The sequence below is a fragment of the Streptococcus varani genome, from assembly GCF_001375655.1.
GTDB classification, from domain to species: domain Bacteria; phylum Bacillota; class Bacilli; order Lactobacillales; family Streptococcaceae; genus Streptococcus; species Streptococcus varani.
Genome location: NZ_CTEN01000004.1, coordinates 416,892 through 435,358 on the forward strand (window position 1 = coordinate 416,892; position 18,467 = coordinate 435,358).

25 protein-coding genes are annotated in these 18,467 nt (G+C 39.8%); all 25 read right to left on the reverse strand.

The window, feature by feature from the left end; translation table 11 throughout:
- Positions 1-39: 39 nt before the first annotated feature.
- Positions 40-291, reverse strand: coding sequence for a phage holin (locus tag BN1356_RS10710; protein ID WP_093651368.1), 252 nt, complete (start codon positions 289-291; stop codon positions 40-42).
- A 3-nt stretch (positions 292-294) separates the two neighbouring features.
- Entirely contained in the window at positions 295-597 is a 303-nt protein-coding gene (locus BN1356_RS10715) for a hypothetical protein (protein ID WP_093651369.1), read from the reverse strand.
- 8 nt (positions 598-605) lie between these two features.
- On the reverse strand, positions 606-851 hold the full coding sequence (locus BN1356_RS10720; protein ID WP_093651370.1) for a hypothetical protein: 246 nt from the start codon (positions 849-851) through the stop codon (positions 606-608).
- A complete protein-coding gene (locus BN1356_RS10725; protein WP_093651371.1) occupies positions 848-1,273 on the reverse strand; it encodes a DUF1617 family protein in 426 nt (141 codons plus the stop codon). The genes BN1356_RS10720 and BN1356_RS10725 overlap by 4 nt, the downstream gene beginning before the upstream one ends.
- A 9-nt stretch (positions 1,274-1,282) precedes the next feature.
- A complete protein-coding gene (locus BN1356_RS13135) occupies positions 1,283-4,918 on the reverse strand; it encodes a phage tail spike protein (RefSeq protein WP_093651372.1) in 3,636 nt (1,211 codons plus the stop codon).
- The gene (locus BN1356_RS10735) at positions 4,915-5,610 is read right to left on the reverse strand and encodes a hypothetical protein (protein ID WP_093651373.1); all 696 of its coding nucleotides are present in this window, start codon (positions 5,608-5,610) and stop codon (positions 4,915-4,917) included. Before BN1356_RS10735 ends, BN1356_RS13135 begins: the two co-directional genes overlap by 4 nt.
- Complete coding sequence (locus BN1356_RS10740) at positions 5,607-7,967, reverse strand: phage tail protein (RefSeq protein ID WP_093651374.1); 2,361 nt, start codon at positions 7,965-7,967, stop codon at positions 5,607-5,609. Before BN1356_RS10740 ends, BN1356_RS10735 begins: the two co-directional genes overlap by 4 nt.
- On the reverse strand, positions 7,967-8,338 hold the full coding sequence (locus tag BN1356_RS10745) for a DUF5361 domain-containing protein (protein WP_093651375.1): 372 nt from the start codon (positions 8,336-8,338) through the stop codon (positions 7,967-7,969). Before BN1356_RS10745 ends, BN1356_RS10740 begins: the two co-directional genes overlap by 1 nt.
- Positions 8,339-8,352: 14 nt before the next feature.
- Positions 8,353-8,616, reverse strand: coding sequence for a hypothetical protein (locus BN1356_RS10750; protein ID WP_093651376.1), 264 nt, complete (start codon positions 8,614-8,616; stop codon positions 8,353-8,355).
- On the reverse strand, positions 8,616-9,194 hold the full coding sequence (locus BN1356_RS10755; RefSeq protein ID WP_093651377.1) for a phage tail tube protein: 579 nt from the start codon (positions 9,192-9,194) through the stop codon (positions 8,616-8,618). The genes BN1356_RS10750 and BN1356_RS10755 overlap by 1 nt, the downstream gene beginning before the upstream one ends.
- 11 nt (positions 9,195-9,205) lie before the next feature.
- Entirely contained in the window at positions 9,206-9,541 is a 336-nt protein-coding gene (locus tag BN1356_RS10760; RefSeq protein ID WP_093651378.1) for a hypothetical protein, read from the reverse strand.
- Positions 9,542-9,778, reverse strand: coding sequence for a hypothetical protein (locus BN1356_RS10765; RefSeq protein WP_093651379.1), 237 nt, complete (start codon positions 9,776-9,778; stop codon positions 9,542-9,544). It abuts the gene before it with no gap.
- On the reverse strand, positions 9,771-10,109 hold the full coding sequence (locus BN1356_RS10770) for a hypothetical protein (protein ID WP_093651380.1): 339 nt from the start codon (positions 10,107-10,109) through the stop codon (positions 9,771-9,773). Before BN1356_RS10770 ends, BN1356_RS10765 begins: the two co-directional genes overlap by 8 nt.
- Positions 10,072-10,491, reverse strand: coding sequence for a phage Gp19/Gp15/Gp42 family protein (locus tag BN1356_RS10775; RefSeq protein WP_093651381.1), 420 nt, complete (start codon positions 10,489-10,491; stop codon positions 10,072-10,074). Before BN1356_RS10775 ends, BN1356_RS10770 begins: the two co-directional genes overlap by 38 nt.
- A 20-nt stretch (positions 10,492-10,511) precedes the next feature.
- Positions 10,512-10,640 carry a hypothetical protein gene (locus tag BN1356_RS12995; RefSeq protein ID WP_281175843.1) on the reverse strand — a complete coding sequence of 43 codons (129 nt, stop codon included), beginning with the start codon at positions 10,638-10,640 and terminating at the stop codon, positions 10,512-10,514.
- Position 10,641: 1 nt separating this feature from the next.
- The gene (locus BN1356_RS10780) at positions 10,642-11,541 is read right to left on the reverse strand and encodes a phage major capsid protein (RefSeq protein ID WP_093651382.1); all 900 of its coding nucleotides are present in this window, start codon (positions 11,539-11,541) and stop codon (positions 10,642-10,644) included.
- A gap of 5 nt (positions 11,542-11,546) precedes the next feature.
- Positions 11,547-12,011 carry a capsid assembly scaffolding protein Gp46 family protein gene (locus BN1356_RS10785; RefSeq protein ID WP_093651383.1) on the reverse strand — a complete coding sequence of 155 codons (465 nt, stop codon included), beginning with the start codon at positions 12,009-12,011 and terminating at the stop codon, positions 11,547-11,549.
- Between the two features lie 78 nt (positions 12,012-12,089).
- On the reverse strand, positions 12,090-13,505 hold the full coding sequence (locus BN1356_RS10790; protein ID WP_093651384.1) for a DEAD/DEAH box helicase family protein: 1,416 nt from the start codon (positions 13,503-13,505) through the stop codon (positions 12,090-12,092).
- 186 nt (positions 13,506-13,691) lie between these two features.
- Positions 13,692-14,036, reverse strand: coding sequence for a YjcQ family protein (locus BN1356_RS10795; RefSeq protein ID WP_093651385.1), 345 nt, complete (start codon positions 14,034-14,036; stop codon positions 13,692-13,694).
- On the reverse strand, positions 14,036-14,224 hold the full coding sequence (locus BN1356_RS10800; RefSeq protein ID WP_093651386.1) for a hypothetical protein: 189 nt from the start codon (positions 14,222-14,224) through the stop codon (positions 14,036-14,038). The genes BN1356_RS10795 and BN1356_RS10800 overlap by 1 nt, the downstream gene beginning before the upstream one ends.
- The gene (locus BN1356_RS10805; RefSeq protein ID WP_093651387.1) at positions 14,214-15,449 is read right to left on the reverse strand and encodes a polymorphic toxin type 50 domain-containing protein; all 1,236 of its coding nucleotides are present in this window, start codon (positions 15,447-15,449) and stop codon (positions 14,214-14,216) included. The genes BN1356_RS10800 and BN1356_RS10805 overlap by 11 nt, the downstream gene beginning before the upstream one ends.
- A gap of 1 nt (position 15,450) precedes the next feature.
- Positions 15,451-16,890 carry a hypothetical protein gene (locus tag BN1356_RS10810; protein ID WP_093651388.1) on the reverse strand — a complete coding sequence of 480 codons (1,440 nt, stop codon included), beginning with the start codon at positions 16,888-16,890 and terminating at the stop codon, positions 15,451-15,453.
- Complete coding sequence (locus BN1356_RS10815) at positions 16,887-17,249, reverse strand: hypothetical protein (RefSeq protein WP_093651389.1); 363 nt, start codon at positions 17,247-17,249, stop codon at positions 16,887-16,889. The genes BN1356_RS10810 and BN1356_RS10815 overlap by 4 nt, the downstream gene beginning before the upstream one ends.
- Before the next feature lie 143 nt (positions 17,250-17,392).
- Positions 17,393-17,731 (reverse strand): HNH endonuclease, encoded by a 339-nt coding sequence (locus BN1356_RS10820; protein ID WP_093651390.1) that lies wholly within the window; start codon positions 17,729-17,731, stop codon positions 17,393-17,395.
- 131 nt (positions 17,732-17,862) lie between these two features.
- Positions 17,863-18,279: a DUF1492 domain-containing protein gene (locus BN1356_RS10825; protein ID WP_093651391.1), complete on the reverse strand. Its 417-nt coding sequence runs from the start codon at positions 18,277-18,279 to the stop codon at positions 17,863-17,865.
- Between the last annotated feature and the right edge of the window lie 188 nt (positions 18,280-18,467).

An 18,467-nucleotide genomic window follows, 5' to 3' on the forward strand; every position in this document is an offset into this window, starting at 1 on the left:
ACAAGAAATACCTTTCCTATGTTCTTCATATTGCTAGACTTATTTAGGTTCAGTGTAATTCAATGCTTGTTCACTATCTGATACACCGTTAGTCGTTGGATCTGTGACAATGCCTGTAATAACGAGCACTGCAAAGACACTATTGACAACCACAAGTAACTTATTGCCTAAATCCCCTAAATCAAGCGTGTAACCAAACACATTCGCTACCGCTTGCGTCACTAATAAAACTGCCGGGATAATCGCAGTCCAAAAAGCTTTGTTTTTAACTCTTACTGTCCAATTAATCATGTTTTAAGTCTCCTGTTTTTCTAGACGACCAATGCGGTCGCTCATATAAGACATCTCCTTTTGGACCACACCAATGGTCTGAGAAATGTCCTGTAACTGTTCTGTATTTTTATCTAAGTGTCCCTTTAGCCACTCTTCACGTTTGTTGGATTCTGCTTTTGATTGATCCTGGAAATCCATTAGCTTTTTCTCACGCTTATCAGACGTTCGCACTAGGTATCCAACCACAATCATAAAAAGCAAGATAAAGAGAATAGCCCACACAAATTGAGATTGAGCTATTCTTTCAGCTTGTTCAACCGTCATAGTCTACCTCAATCTTCGCTTTCTTCTAGCTCTGCTAGGATGGCATCCTCAAGGGCAAAACGCTTATCATCAAATTCTTTTTTCTGTTTGCGCATCTCTTTGCGGTGAGCCGCATAGAGCGCTTCATCATTGGTCCATTCCGTTACGGTAGGCATAGCTTTGTCATCTAACTCAACAGTGATGGTCTTTACAACAGTGCCATCAACGGTTAATTCCCCAACTAAGCGTGTCGTTTTTTTAACTACTAATGTCATTTACTGGCTCCTTCAAATTGGTCTAGGATGGTATCAATCACCATCACAGCTTCTGCGTCAAAGTTATCTTCGCAGCTGGATAAATAAGTCAAGAAATCCTCATAGCGCTTCTCATACTCCCCAGCACTAAACACAACTGGTTCTGCGGATAACTCTGTTACTAAAGTGTTAACAAGTGTCATATCCGCATCGGTTTTGGGAACAAAGTGTCCTGATGCATTGACAAGGAGTTCCCCATCTGCGTCTGTCTCTGCGAACTTCTTAATAATATCAAGCTCATCTTGCCCATACTCCTCGAACTTTTTAGTCGCATGCATAAGCAACTTGGCTCTACCTCGGTTGGCTGGCATGTTCCTTACCGTGATAGTCTCAAGGACATTGATAAGCGCTTTTAAATCTTTATTTTGTAAGTGTAATTCCATGGTATTCTCCTATTTGATAGTCTCCCAAGTCGAAATAACATCACCACGACCGGTGATGTTGGCTAAATGTTTGAAATTAATATTGAACTGTTGAAGAATGTCCTTTAAGCTAGTGTAGTTCGTGGCAGTTCGGAACAAGTTAACGTCGCCAATGTTCAGTTTTGAACTAGGGCGATCACTAGAGCGATGAGCATCGATCTCTAGTTTCCCCGGTAAAGTCTTTACAGACCAACCATCAGAGTTGTCAAAGGCAGATGAAGCTAAACGTACGACATCACCAACGATATCAATCTGGTCTATGTTATTACCATTCCAACAACGAACACCTACAAAGCCACCATCATTAGAGGATTCCGTTCCATTACGATTAGAACCGATAATGGTGACCCCGGTCTTCTTACCATTGGAAGTACCTGTTGTAAACCGGATAAATTGTGTTGGATAGCCTGATAAGACCCTACGAAGTGCTGGGCTGTCCGTGTAGAAATCCAAGGCTCCTGTATTGAGATTGAATTTTGTAGCCCCATTAATAGCGGCTAACAGACCGCCTTTAACCCGATTCGCTGAGATGTCCACAGCTTGAACCTGTGTGATAAAGGCTGTTTTGGCAAAGAGCTGTCTCACATAAGCTTCATTGGCAAAGAGCTTAGTAAAGAGGGCTTGATCAACCTTAACGTGCTTAGCGCTCACAGCTTCTGCGGATAAGAGGAATCCTGTAATAGCCCCCGCCTTAATATGACCAGTCTCTACAGCACCAGTCACTAACTTTCGACTTGTGATAGAGCCATCAACCAACATGTTCCCGCTAACCTTTATCAGATTACTAAAGATCCTTATAGCATCAGGGGTTACTGCAAAGGAGGAGCCAATAGCTCTTGCCATATCACCAGTGCTCTTACCAGCCTTGAGGACAATACCATCAGAAGTGATGCTCACATCGGCTTTTTTGAGCGTCTGGTTACTTAGACTTTCTACATTTGCTTTTATCTCATTAGAAGTCTGTTCAAACTGCGAACGAAATTGTGTCAGCTTTTGGTCCGAGTAGGCCTTTATATCATCTGGAGCTGGACTCCAATCGGCTGCGATAGAGCCTTTTGTCAGTCGCAGCTTAGTCACACGAAAGGTTAGCTGACTACCTGTAAAGCGTATCTTAAGAGATGTGCCTAAGTAATTTGCATAGGTTGCGACAAAGCTGACCTGATGAGTCCCACGGTCTAAGACCGTTCGCTCTACCTCGCCAAGCCTTTGAATCTTACCACTGTGACCGTGTAGTTCAATCTCATAAGAGCCAAAGGCTGTTTTATTAGTGGTGAAATAATTAAAGGCAAGGGCCACTGTATCGCCAACCGAAACACCTTTCACGGCCAAAGTGGCACCAAAGTCATAAAGGTCAAAAAGACCATCGGACGAGACCGTCACATAGACATCTTTTTCCGTCGCTAAGGCATAATTCTGACCACCCGACGAGAGACTTTCAAAGCGTCTTGTGACGCCCCTTGCATTCTCCTCATAGGTCGACTTAGCCACATAAGATCCACTAACTTCTGTCCTTAGGGCTGTGAGCTGCCTTGCCGTTTCCGTTTTGCTGGCTTCAAAATAACGACTGGCTCTAGTTGGTTCTAAAGCAGTGTATGTCTCAAGGGCTTTCAGTGAGGTTTTAAAGCCCGCAGCAGTTTGTTCACTCTGGCTTTCAACCTGATCAATCCTACCCTTGACAGTCTCTGTTAGCCGGTTAAAAGTAGCTAGCTCTTGATGAACAGTCTGCTTAAAAGTGGCTAGGTCAGTTCTATAATCATCCTCTGCTCGAGAGTAATCCGTAGGGATAGTCCCTGTTTCAAGCTTGACCTTTCGGACATGAGGAATAACTCCAGTACCGTAAGTTCCATAGAAAGCAAGATAACTTTCAGCTAAATCTTCTCGCACAAGCTTTGGGTCCACTGTCAGATGATACCGTTGCCAGTCTGTCGTCGCATCAATAGTGTGATGTTTTTTAAAAGCATATTTAGCTCCTGAACCGTTTTGCATATAGACATGTACGCTGCCTGCTTTAGGACTTTTGAAATCAAAACTCAAGGTATACTCCATAAGTCCTTGCTTATCAAAAATAGGTGCTAGGTCATATGGGGTTCGTAAGAATTCGTTACTGGACTGATGAATTGTTGTCTCATCAGTTCCAGCTATAAGATTACGTCCACCTACCTTGAGATTTTGAAGGGTTATGGTTAGACCTGACACATCATTTTCAACTTTTGTGATTAAGGCAGCTTGTTTTTGACCTTGGCTAAGAGCTTGTGCTTTAGCTTGAGCGATTTGGGCTAAAACTGATCGCCTATGATCGGTTAGTTCTCTTGTAAGTCCTTGAAGTTCTGCCTGTGATTGAACTAAAGCAGCCTGTGCTTTCAAAGCTAGCCCTTTAGCTTCACTGGCGACTGGTAATAGCTGATTATCCAAGCGACTGGTCAGTTCTGATTTGACGACTTCTACTTTGGCTTTAGCTACTTCAATGCCATCTTCAATTTCTTGCTGGATTTTTCTTTCTTTTGCTTCAAAAATACGATTAGCATTATCCATTTGCTTTTGTAGCTTAGTTTCAAAGGCTGCATCATGTCGAGTAGCTGCTTCGGCCACTTTACTATCAATTTGATTGCTGATTTGTTTTACTAAATTGGTTTTAACTTCTCCAAAACTGATTGTTTTTAGCTTATTAGCTATCGGACCAAATTTATATCCTGTAATTTGCATTCGCAAATCCCGCTCATAATCTTCATGGAAGACGATAGCTGTATCAAATAATTTGACACTCCCCTCGTAATTACCAGTAACATCAATTTTCAAGCTATTACCGGGTATATCACAAAGAGTTTTTTCAAAATATTTCTTGCCGTATTCTAGCAAGTCCTCTTCTGTTTTAACGTCTTGATCACTCACTTTGAGGTTTTTTTCAATAATCACAGGGTGAATATCTTTTATCCTACTCTCGACAGTTACCCTAATTGTCTTCCTGTTCGGCGATTCATCATGGCTAGGGGTATCTTCTTCAACTTCAGCAACCAAATGCAAGATAGAGACAAGCCCTTTTATGGTGTCTGTTTCTTCATAAGATTTGAGGTTTTTCTTGTACATAAATAAAGTTTCGGTGTCTTTGCCTGATTTTTTTAACAGGTTAACCTGATACTTATCACGTACAAGCTCGCCGCCCCACTGGCCCATTATTGAGTGTTTACCGTTGCTGAGTGCTTCCATGGCAGACACATCTGATTGATTAAAGGTATGTCGCTCATCTATATCACTAAAAAAGCTAAATGGATGTTCTCGTTTAATACTACTCGAAAGCTCGCTCATTACAGTCATGCCTAGCGCCCTGTCAACACTGATAGAGTTAATCGCATAACCGTTTAAGTCGTCGGCAACTTGATTAGCATAAACATTAATATAACCATGACGTTTAGTGATTTCAAAAATTCTAAAAAGTTGAGTTCCGTGTAGGTCATCAGCTTCCAAAATTAATCCCTTTTTTATCAAAGAGCGATACTCGTGCTTAGCAGGGTATTTAAAACTTAATTTGTAATCACTGTTTGCTTCTTGGCTGATCTCGTCATCGAAGGCTGCCACAAGAGGTATATTATTATCTTTGATTGAGATCAAATCTTGTACCTCCACTTCGGACTAATGATTACTTTAGTAATACCCCTGCCTAAAGCAATACCTTGCGTACCGGGTTGTATCTCAAAAAAACTTCCTCTTGTTCTGATTGAGTTTTTGACACGTCCACCGGCATCGTAAATACATTGATGTCCATGCTTACATTCGATTACAGCTTTGCCAGATAAATTTAATTCCATGACTTGTTTTCCGATGGTAAGTGTAGACTTACCAGTGCCCTCAACGACAATTTTAGGTTCGCTAAAAACATTCCCTTTGTTGTTAATGCTACCGTTACCTACAATTGTTATATCGGAAATACCTTTGGCATATCTGAATGGATGTAAAGCAAATTTGAGTATCACCTTCCACGAATTAATGGTTACTGCATTGATTTTGACTGATAGGCAATCGTAATAATAAAAAGAATTCGGAATATGCCAGAATTCAATAGTTTTCCCAAGACCGTCTAAACGATTAGCTAGGTTCACTGCATCATCAAAACTAATTAAATGCCACACTAGAGTAAATTTCGACTCATTATATGATTCTAATACCCTGTTTATTCCATTCATCCGATAAACTTCATTTTCTGAGAATCGTAGGGATAAAATATCCCCCTCATCAAAATCAGTCAAAACACAATTAGGAATTATCGAGGTATCGAAGCCATCAATAATAACTTTAGGTATCACACTGTCTCCTCTCTAGCCATAACTTTGGCGAATTCCTCGTATAAAATAGCACTTACTTTTTCTTTGTCAAGATAGACATCTGTATCTTTATCAAGAATATCTTGTAATAATGCAAGTACCTTAATAAAGAATTGTGATAACTCATTTGTGGTTGAACTAGTGGCAGCTTTTGCACTACCGTTGCTTGATAATAAATCATTAGCTGTAACATTAGGTGCAACGTCAATTCCAAGAGATAAACCTTTACCTGTCATAGTACCTGCAAGATCATCAGCCATACTAGATACGTTCGATTTAACTTCTTTGAAACCGGACATTAGGCTAGTGTTAAATCCAGACATAATTGCTTTACCAGCAGGTTTTAGCAAAATCCTATCGTATGAGATAGGACCCTTATGTTCTGCAATCCAACTGGCGATACCACCAACAAAATCTGTTACAGCTCCCCAAGCTGATTTCAAACCATTTAAGAAACCGTCCATAATTGCTGCTCCAGCGCCTGAAATATCAATGTTAGCCAATCCTCTAATTGTACTTGAAATTGAACCAATGACTCCGTTTACTGCTGAACCAACACTAGAGACCAGACTGCTAAAGCTACTGAAAGCTGATTTTATAGCGTTAATAACAGAACTTATGACACTTTTAGCTACATTAATAGCATCCCCTATTGCCATCCAGGCTAATGAGAAAATGTTTTTTAGGACGCCGACTGCAGAACCGGCACCACTGAATGCTAATTTTATGTAGTCAATAACCGTAGATATGATTGTTCCAGCAGTTGAAATTGCAGTCTGAATGTTAGTCCAAGCACTCTTGATAAAAGCGCTCAAACCCTGTCCAGCTGTTCCTAGATTGCCGAACATTCCGATGGCGACACCTATCCACTCTGCAATGACACTGAGAACGGGTTGGATAAAATTAAGTCCTTGCACTAATAAATCAATAATAGGAGTCAACCATTCTATAGCTGTTTTAATCGCATCAAATGCAAAGCTAACGCCCGTGAGAGCGCCTTTTACAACTCCGCCCAAGAAAGAACCTAAAATTTGAAATACTGGCATCAAGGCGTCACTTAGTATTGAGATTAATGGCTGCGCCGCATTCCACATACCCACAAACGAGTCGACAACTCCCGAAATTGCTGGTCCGACTATTGATGCGAAATTAGAAAAACCAGCTTGTAATGCTGGTAAGATTGCTGAGATAAGAGACTCAAAACCACTGAAATCTAATCTAGCTAATCCGCTGATAATAGTATCTATTACTGGTGCAACTGCACTACCAATACTAGTAAAAAATGATGGCAACTGTCCAAAACCTGTTTTTAAACCATCAAAAATAGGTTGTAAATTTTGGCCAATCCGCGCAAATTTAGCAACAATAGGGCTTAAATCAATGCTAATACCGAGGCTACTCATCAGTTCTTGGAATTGACTGGTAATAATAGGAGCTGCTGCTCCAATAAAAGTAGCAATCGCTGATGGCAATCCTTTGAAGATATTTGCCACCATTGGAATAAAGTTGCCAAACAAAAAGTTAGAAGTTGTCTGGGCTAATCCCTGTAAAGCTGGTCTTATATCATCTCCTAGTGATAAACCTGCTAGTACATTTGTAAACGAGGACTTCATGGCAGCTAAGGAACCAGAATAGGTAGTTCTTGCTTCTTCAGCAGCTACCCCAGCTATACCCATATTATCCTGTACCAAATGGATAGCCTCAACAACATCAGCATAATTACTCAAATCAAACTTCTTACCCATAGCGGCAGGTAACTTTTCAGCGTCTGATAAAAGACGCTTCATCTCTTCTTTTGTGCCGCCGTACCCAAGTTTTAGGTTATCAAGCATTGTATAGTTTTGCTTAGCAAATCCCTGGTAAGCCATTTGGATTGATGTGATATCAGTACCCATCTTAGCCGAGTTGTCGGCCATATCCATGATTGCCATGTTAGCAGCCTTGGCAGCCGCAACAGCATCACCTCCAAGGGATTGTTTTAGTGAGGCCCCCATAGACACCGCTTGTTCAGCATAAGTATTTGCAGATATCCCAGCTTTATAGGCTTCTTTGGCAAATTCCTTTACAGACTGTTCCGCACCTTTGTAGAGGGTATCAATTCCGCCAAAGGATTGTTGCAGGTCGGCACCAGCTGACAAGGATGATGAAATCATCTTTCCGATTCCAGCCGCTGCAACCACACCGCTAATCATTTTAACGAGATTACCACCAATGAGCGAGCCTGCGCTCAAACCAGCCGACCTTGCTTCGGGATCGAGTTGCTTTGAGATTGAGTGTCTTATTCCACGGGCAGATGGCACAATCTGCACATACGCTTTACCAATTTCAGTACTTGCCATTAGCTATCACCCCCTAGTAATTGTTTGCGTGCATTTTCAAAATCCTCGCCAGATACAAACGAGATGACATCATTAGATTTTTGTGATTTAGATCCAGATATAGCTTCAACTATTGATTTTGGTTTGTTTGCTCCATCTTGACCATCCTTGGTTTTTGACCAAAATAGCAAATTAGTATTATCGTAAATACCAGCTAGCAAAATCGTATCTATTGACTCTCTTTCTCCAGATAAAGACAATTTTATCCGAGAATTAGACCTCAAACCGACAGCGAAAACAGCAACCTGATAAGCAGGTAGCTGTCTGTAATCATATATGCCATAGGTTTCAGTTAAATCACAAGTTAACGCATCATCATCTTTTGCTATCATCTGAGCGAGGAATGCTAGTTTTTTAAATCTTTTTGGCTTTCGAAAATATCTTTAAGTTCGTTTCCAATAGCTTCAACGGCAACAATGCCATCCTTGTCTCGGACGTGTTCTTTTAAAGCAGCAACTTTATCATCTAGCAGCAAATGAACAACTTTAACAACAGCCGTTGGATCCGTCTCTTCTTCAGCGATAGCTTCAACAAGCTCAAAATTCTGCAAACGTTTTTTAGGGATTTCGTATTCAAATCCTGATTTTGTTTTTCCTTTTAAAATTTCCATTAATCTTCCTCTCTTGTAACTTTTGGTTTCACGAGATACTCATGATGAGTATCTCCGTTTTCGTCCGGAAAACATTTTAACTTAGTTTCATAACCGACAACCTCACCATCTACATACTTAATTTCAGATACTTCATTTACCTTTGCATTTGGCAGCACAATACGTTTTAGAATTCCACCGCCCATAATCATGTCAATCACGATAGCATGCGCTTCTAACTCGATTGAGTTAGATTTAATATGGATACCAGTGTCAAGATCTCCCGTTACGTTTTTAGCCCCATAAACTTCTTTGAGAACCTCTACATTTAGTGATTCAATCAGCTTATAAGTAAACTTATCTTCCTTTTCCGTCTGAACAGCCCCAACAATATCCCCACCCCAAGCTTTAATATTTTTTGATGACCGCGTATCTTCATTTGTAACGCCATCTTCAGATACGTAACCTAAATTTTTAAACTTGGCATCAAGTCCAGTGGCGGCATCTGTTGGCAAAGTTGTACCAAGTGGTGCCGAGTAAATCGCTCCACCGGCTTTAGGTTTTGCAGAGGTTACATGTTTATTGTCATTTTTTCCCATGACTATCTCCTTTAATAATAATTAATATCAAATACAGCCTGATAGCGATAGCGCTTAGTAGCTATATCTGTAAAGTTATAGTCTGCATTAAGATGTACACCTGAAACTTGTGGCAATCCATCCAGTTGCTCGACTACCTGCTTTACTTTTTCATTTAGCAAAGCAGCCTCGTACAACGATTCAGCATAACTTTGAAAAGCAAAAGTGGCGCTTAATAAATGATTCCGTTTAGTTCCACTAGTCTTTTCTAAAATAACGAACCGTTCAGGCTCCTTTGCCTGATGCTCAAAAAAAGACGGGACATCCAAGTGCTCGTCTAGATGTTTTTTGATAATTACTTCAATCAATCATCTCACCGCCTTTAACAGAGTATTATTTTCTAAGTTGTCTTTTTTAGCTTTATGAGTTTTGGCGCTAACCATAGCATTGGCCCGATTCTTACCGACGTAGATGTCCTGTTCGTATCCATCTCCGCACCTATCTTTGATTTTACTTGCTTCACCAGTCAAGACTTCTTGCATTTCAGATGATTTCATCAATTCAGCAACAGCTGACTCATTTAACTCAAATTTAAAATTACTCATATCGCTCTACCATCACTTTCTTATTCCATTCGAGCGGAATAAGCTCTTCAATCCCTTCAAGTGGTAAACCAAATGTTTTAAATTTTTGGCCAAAGAAGCGAACTTCTTTATCTCTCCAGTCATGAGTATCGCCTTTAGGTATGCCTAAGGTGTAAACAGCTTTTTTGCCAGTTAGGCTTAGCTGATTCGTTATGTCATCACTTGTTGCGGGAGCTACAAGGACGTTTTCAACTTCAATATCAAAATCTACTTTGATAGGATTCCCAAAAGGGTCTTTCCCTTCAACTACCTTATCAATCAAAGTAATTGTTATTCCCTTTAACTTCCCCATACAATTCAATCCCTCCATATCGTTGTTTTTTAAGTCCGAGTCGTTTCAGCTCGTTGTCTTTGATAAATAATCCACCGCCAGGGACCAAATAAGAGCCTGACCATGTATAGCCAAGCGCTGATTGACTCTCTTGTGTCATTGGCTCCCCTTGAGTCGAGGTCATCAATGTTCTAGCGACAATATCAACTGTCACAGATTTAGCCACAGTAGCAAACGCAGGATTAGACACTATCATAGCATCTAAATCCTTGCCAACTTTGCTAGCTTCAACACGTAACGTATCAGAGACAACTCCTAAGAGTGCCTCTGCACGTTTTAGTTCATCAGTCGATAATTTCCTCCAAAGAAGAATAATATCGACTGTGGTTGCAAAATTGTCCATTACAACCCTCTTTCCAGAGGCTACTCAACCTCATCTTTCTTCTTTATCGTTTTTTTCTTTTTTTCAGGCTCAACAACTTCCCAGTCTCCACCAAGCTCGCTATCTGTTACTAAGATAGCACCTGTTTTAGAATCCTTATAGATTGACATATCAAGCCTCCTTGACGCGAGCAAACGCATCCTTGTCCAAAATTCCCCAGCCAATAAAAGCTTCCGCACGAAGACAAACTTCGTTATAAGCTTTAAGATCTCTCCCTGCACCATCTGGATCGCCATACTCAATTACTTCCATAGGAATGTTTTCGGCGTAACCCCATTTAAACATGTTTTGAAAATCACCGACAATCACATGGTCTTTTTCCGCAGTTCCACCAGAAGTCAGTAACGTCTTATTGATATCTGATTTCATACCATAAAATGAATCCGGATTTTGTCCAAAACGAAATTCCGGAAAAATGTGTGATCGATTCGCATCTTTAAGCTTACCTAAAGCACCTCCTGCGGTTGGCGAGAGAGCGAGGCCTGTTACATCTCCACCTTTCGCACGGATAGCCTGAACAGCGGCTTCAATGTTATTATCAATCGTTGCTTCCTCGTAAGTAACTATATTGCCGTCAATCACTCCGTCAAATGAGTTAGTCCCACGAAATGATGCATCTGTTAATGCTTTTGGTTCGAGGCCGTGAATGGCAGCGATATCAAAAGCTTCTGCAATTTTTTTGGCAAATCCATCGGCGAATGTTTGAAGATAGTTGATTTTCTTTTCATCAGAGGCATACATAAACTCATTGGTAATGCGAGCTTGATACACAAATTTAAGAGGTTTAATGACTTTAGAAGTTAAAGTAGCACCTCCAGCTTGTTTTTGTTCGCCTTCACCAACAATTTGAGCGTTTCCGTCTAGGTTAAAGATAAATTGCTCTGTTCCGTTAAACGGAATTGGGGTTTGATCAGATAATTTAGCAAGTACAGAGTGACCTTTTACTTTAGAAATAAGTTCAGGGATAAGTGTTGCTGGGAATAATGTTCCTTGTTTTAATGTGTTAGCCATATGTATTAATCTCCTTTATTGGTTAAATTTCTAACAACTTCTTTTAGTGCTACTTCTTTTGAGTCAGAAATAGTTGGTTCATTTGATTTAGCAGGTGGCGTAGGTTGTGGTGGTTTAATAACTGCTGATAAGCTCTCTGCATCTGCTTTCAAAGAGTCCTCATCTTCACCTTGTAACCGGTCTGCTAAATCAAGTGGCAGGCCATATTCTGTGGCCATGCGTTGACGTAATGACTGCACCTTTGTTTGCTTAAGTTCGCCATTTAAAGTATCAATCTGACCGCTTAATTCCGTTTTCTCGGTTTTAAGTGATTCAATAGTTGATTGATAATTTGCTTCTTTTGCTTCAAAATCAGCTACTTTAGTTTTTAATTGGTCATAATCGCTAAATTTCTCACGCTCTCGAGCAACACGAGCTTTAACAATTGATTCCAATTCCTCTTGTGTAGTGATTGCTTTAAAATCTGACATATTAACGTCCTTTCTCCTGCTTTCCCGGCAGTTCGGTAATTTTTCATCAAAAAAACACCTCAATTTTGAGATGCAATTTTAATAACTGATTCTTTGCTTTCTCTTCGGTTTTGTCGTTGAACAAATCCAGTGCGCAAGCAAGGCACTATCCATTAAACTAATATCTCTGTCATCATAAAGTGATTTATAACCAAATCCACCGTTAGAGCCAATCTGTCGCTTATCACAGTTAGTTACAACTGCGGTTAGTGAGGGTTGGTCACTATGACAAATTGTCTCTTGCATAATCCCTTGTTCCCACATCATGTTAGCAGTGATGATTTCAGACACTTTCGGCAAGATTGGAGCTTTTAGCTTATTCTCCCTCATTTCCTGCGCAAGCAATTCTTGACCGCTTGCGCCATCGACCACTACTTTTGCTATATCGGCTGACTTCAAAAAATTAATAATCCACTGTGTGCCGTTTCTGACTGATATGCAGTCAATGGCCTCAGTAAATATCTTTTTTTCCGTGGTTCTTGCCGAAATAGACATAGAAACATTGTTACCATCTTGACCAAACTTAATTCCAACAAAAAGTTTACTCGCAAATTCTGGCATTTGCTCAATTTTGAGCTTAAGCCATTCTTTTTCCGAGATAACTGATTTCTGGTTGAATGTTGGCCAATAACCGAGACGCTGAATGTTATGGTCAATTTCATCTTCACCAAGCTCAGCTTCGATTTTCCGCTCGTTTAAGTGAAATCCCATCGATGGATTAGTTAGATACCAAGCTGCCACATCATGGACCGGTAACATTTCATTAACAGACCACTCTGCCCAACCAGAATACTTAATTTTTCCAGCCAAGACGTTTTTGCGGTATGCCTCGAATACAGTACCAGTTGATACCATTGTCGGAGGAGTTCCACACATTATTGTCATAGGGTTATCACTGTCAGTTACCGTATATTTAAGAGCTGATTCTTGCTCTGCGGTATATTCCTGCGCTTCGTCGATGACAAGTAGGTCAAATCCCTCTCCAAGACCACCAGATGATGTTCTTGTTCTCCATTGGATAACTGCTCCACTTGATTTAAACTCAATCCTTTCTTGACCTTTGGTTCTGTTCGATGTAAAATCTTCGCCATCAACATAACCAGACATTTCAAGATATTTTTTTAGTTTTTCAAATGACGAATGCGAGGTACTAACTCTATGAGCAGTATGCAAGATTTTAAGTCCGTTGTGTAAGGCCCATAATTCTAGCATATAGATTATTTCGGTTTTACCATTCCGACGAGGGATAGCATAGCCATACTTTTGATGCACCCAAACACGGTCATCATCTACAGCCATGATTGGCATGATTAAATAGATCTGCCATGGATAGCACTTGAGTCCAGTTTTTTGGTAATAATCAATCGCTTCTTGAGCTAAAGAAATAGAATAATGTAAATTTACCGATTGAGTAGGTCGCTGATTGCCAAGTTTTGTTTTAATCTTAGTAACCATACTGTTTCCTTTCAATCGTCATCACCTAGTTTATAGCCATACGATAGGGCATAAAGAAAACCGCCTCGGATTCGACACGGTTTTAAGTATTTTTGAGTAATTTCAAGTAGTCTTTCCTGCTGTCAAGATTTTGGACTGCACTCCGTTCTTTTTAAGCATAAGAAAAGCACTCGATTTCTCGAATGCTTAGATGAATGGAATAATCGACTTGGTATCTTTCAATAGTTCCTTGGCTTTTTCCATAAAACTATTATCTGTCAAAAATTGGATTCCTGCTGGCGTAATGCCGATATTCTCCAAGTCATCAACCTGAGGGTATTTCTCACCCCAAACCTTCGTCAGCGTAATACCGTCGATATAGCCATCATTCATCAGGTTAAATAAGATAAACCTCCAGTAAATCGAATTGATATTAAATAATTTCCCTTGAGGTTGCAAATGCTTAGTATCAACATCAAGTCCCTTCTTCAAACAGTTATAGAGGTAGGCTAAAATCTGATACACAATCACATGATAATCATCTTTAGCCATCAAATCGCCTCGATAGACTGGATTTCTGACTGATAAAAAACAGTAATTTCGCCATCAATAAACATTTCTAAGCTATCTTCCTCTGTTTCATAGTCATCTTTATCACAAAAATAGGCGGTTCCCACGAATGTATCGTTGTCAACATCTACCAGTGCAACATCTTCCATATGATACTTTTTAAGTTCCATCACCATTCTCCTTCCTGTGATATGTTGGGATTAAATGCGCGCCAGTTTTACTGTAATGAATAGTAAAACCGTTGATATATTTACCTGTATAAACATCCCTTCCTAACTTATCATCACTAGACAAGTCAATAAGTTCGTAATTTCCCTCATTTTTCCCCCTGTTACGTCTAAATTTAGAAGTCTGTTTATATTTATTATAGAGTCCCTCCGGCTCAACTTCATCAAAGAAATAACTTTTACCATCCCCAGTAGTCGATTGAATATGACGGGCCTGCTTTTCAGGATTAATCCTGTCTAGCCATTTTCCTGAATCGAACATCTTCTGAATATGAGTTTTATCCTTTAACTGATCATATCTTTCACCATCATTATACTTCAAGTCTTGGAATTTAGCTAGTGAAACAGGAGCCTTTGTACCCAAAACAGATACTATTTCCTTATATTCTTTGATGTCAGACTTGCGATTGTTATCCCTGATGTCAATATTCATCTGTTTGCGCTTTTCCAACACATCAGTAGTTTCTTTTGACCATTTTTTAGACCATGAATTCTGACGCTTGCCATTTTTAGGGTGATAGTCAATAATACATTGACAGTGCTGGTGCCTACGATAAAAATTTGGTGGCTCTTCGTGGTAAATATACTTACCAGCGAGGCGATTGCACCAATCACAACACTTACCCGTTGATATACGCTCAATGGTTGGTGTCATTCCAGCCTTAGCGTGAAAATCAGCATTGACTCTAATGCTATCATCAACGATTGACTGAGTAAAATTAACAATCGGTTCTTTCAAAAGCCAGGCAACCTTGTCAAAATCTTCTTCAGATGATAGCCTATTGACAAATCCATCAATCCTATCTTGATTGATATCCGGTATCTGAACTTTTAGTCCAACATTTGCTTGTTTGTTTAATTCCAATTGCACCTGTCCAGCATAGTTGCTAACAAGCTCGTGATTCCTACCTAGCACATCATTCAGCAAACGTTGACCGATATTGTAATACATTTTACCGTCTGGCAATTTATCGCCCGTCACAGATGAACCAAGGGCTTCTGCTAAGATGTTTCCGACCTCAATTGCGAATTCATTTGCAGTAGCATATGTTGCTTTTTTATTTTTCAGTTCAGAAAATGCAGAGTTAATAATATCGCTTTTACCATAGCTAGCCTCAAACTTATCCTCGACCTCTTTTAGTAAGCTTGGTAAGATGTCATCATTCATATCATTCCTCTACTTTAATTTCTGTGGTTTCAAGCATCTGTGATGCTTCTGTTCTGCTATAACCCATTGAAACAAGTAACTTTACTCCATTTTCTTTTGAAACAACTCCTTTTTGATATTTTTCAAGCAAAGAAGTAACTTCATATGTTGAGATGATTCTATTGGCTTGCTTATCATTTTCCTGATTAGTTTCAACAACAGTTTGAGCGTCACTTCCCCCACCTTTAATGCCAGTCCAATCGTAGACAACTTCTTTATCGATAAAGCCAGGAATTGCTTGATTTAGTTTGATAGCTCCGTCTCCAACAAGAGACATCATAGCAGCATCAGCTTCGAATAATGGTTCCCACTTAATTTTAGTATTCATAAATAGATTTCGGCTATATGGAAATCCATCACGAAGACAGACTGCAACATATGCCACGTTCAGAAGACCTGATGCAAATGACCGTTGCGCTTTTCGACCTGCTGAACGTAAATTTTCATGAGCTGCTTTGATTGCTTCTACTGATGATGGATTATCACTTGGAAATCCAAGGTCATCTAATGTTAAGCCTGAACCGCCAGCAAATAGTGAGGCGTACATTTTCAAATGATCCATGAATGGAGCCATACTCGCTGTTGTGAATTGGCCTACAGTTGGTCTATCATTGTCCTCGTCTTTGGCAATAGCTAGCATAGTAGAAACTGTTGCTTTCCACGTTTCCAGCGAATCAGCTTCCGGGTCTAATCCCAAAACATACTTTTGAGGAAAGCTGTAGAACTCAGCTGTGACTTCCGCACGTTCCAATGTTCTTTTAGCAGCTTTCTGATGATACATGCCAGCTTTAGTTATGCGACTACGACCAAATGGTCTAACTGCATCTGGTCTATGTATGATAGGTACTAAAAGAGGTTGCCCTGTTGGATTATCAATAAAATACGGTTCACCACTTTTGGGATAATACCAAATGGCATCTCTGGTAAAGTAAGCCTCTAAAGTAGGATTGTTATTTTGGTCTGTTTCCAAAACCGCATAACCCTCGGTTAATAAAAAAGTTGTTGGGTCTAATATACCAGTAGCTTTGCTCGCTTCGATGACTTGCATTTTAGGTAGGCTGTCATCAGTACCTGGCATGATATAGATAAAGCAACACGATGCGATTAACGCTGATTGAATTGCCGTATCAAAAAATATATCAGGATTATTAGCTTGAAAAATTTCGGTTGCATTGAAATCATCATCCGCAAACTCTCTAAAGATAATCCTGTCAGCTAACGAGTCAACACCTTTAGCGGTCCATTCTAGTACCGACCGGTACATCTGTTTAACTGAGTCTGGAGTAACGATACTTCTAACGTTGTCTTTATCGTCCATCGAGTAATATCTATAGCGCTTCTCGACACCTAGCTTGTACATACTGAGTTTCCTACTCAGATAGCCGATTCCCATATAATTCATTCTTCTTTACGCTCCTTTATTTTTTCCGTTACTAGCTGTTCAAAGTTTTCTTCGTGCACTTCTACACCTTCTATGATATATCTGCCGACAAAACCAAATTCTTTTTCATTAGCCAAAATATCCTTTTTCATCTTTTTGTAGTGCTGCACTAAATTTTTGATTTTCTTTGGCCTATTTTGAGGTTTTTTGTTAGCATTTGGAACTTTCACTTTTTCCTCACGCTCCTCTTTACGCTTTTGCTTCATCAAGACACGTTGCTTCTCTCTTTTACTGTCTTTTCGGCATTTATCGCTACAATAGACAGATCTATTAGATACTGCTTTAAATGATTTTTTACAAATTATACATAGTTTATTCATTGTTACTCATTTCTAAATGCTAACGTGTGGAAAAATGTACAGTGACGGCGTGAAGCTCGGCCAGTGAGATGGGTGGGGCTATATGCCCCCTGTTAGCTCTTCTCAGCTCGTTTAACTCTTTTTAATATAAATAGTCAACATTGTTATTTAAATGCGTAAGATGACCAGTCTCGAGTTTGTGGAAGATTTCTATTGCCAATCGTCTTCGGTTCTTGCTTGGGACCTGAGTAAAGCTTGTCAGACTTCTGACGGTTGCATTGCCAATGTGTCAGCTGAAGATTGTCCATCGATGATGGATGTCCACCTTTTGAAATAGGAACTATATGATCTATTGCTGCGCTTAGTGGATGCGGATACTTCAACGACTTATCAACTGGCTTGCCACAGATACCGCACAGTTGGTCGGTCTTTAATAATCTGCGCTTATTCTTTTCAAATGCTACACGATGTGGTCCTGATTTATCTGCTCTTAGCTCTGCCATCTAATACCTCGTACATAAAAAGGCAAGACACTTGATAGGTGCCTTACCCTTATTTCTTGATACTACCATTCTAGCAGAATATGATTACAGTGCACACCAAGATTACACAACGTTTTTTAGAGCGTTCCAAATTATTCCAAATGCTCTAAAACCAAACTTAGCTCCTCAATAGCTGCCTTACGCATGTTGTAATAAGAGCTTTTGCTGATAACTAGCTTATCACAAATTTCATCAACGTACATCTTGGTAATGTATGTCATTCTAAGAACAGACCTGCTTCTCGGATTTTTCAGCTTGTTAATCAATCTACCAAGTTCAAGTTTCCTGTTAATAACTTCATTGGTATCTTGCTCTATCGCTTCTTTCATGACAATCAACTGAGTATAGACATCATCAACTTGTCTAGCTTGACCGCCCTGGACCTTGTCAGTCTTCCATTTGGGGCTTGAGAGCAAACCTGCCTCAAGCTCATTGATTTCATCTATACGGCTTTGAATGTCCATATCAAGATTTTGTAACTCATTCAAGAGCTTTTTAGCCTTGTTCACTCTCTGTCTCCTTTGTGGTATAATAGTAATTGCGATATAACTATTAGCTGAGGCAGAGAGTGCCTTGGCTTTTTTGTTTAGTAGCGGTTCAGAATACTTACTACTTCATCAAATGCCATAGACACTCTGATTGTCTTTTCCTCATAAGAGAAGAATGGTCCAGGTATCTTTAGAAGTAAACGTGTTGT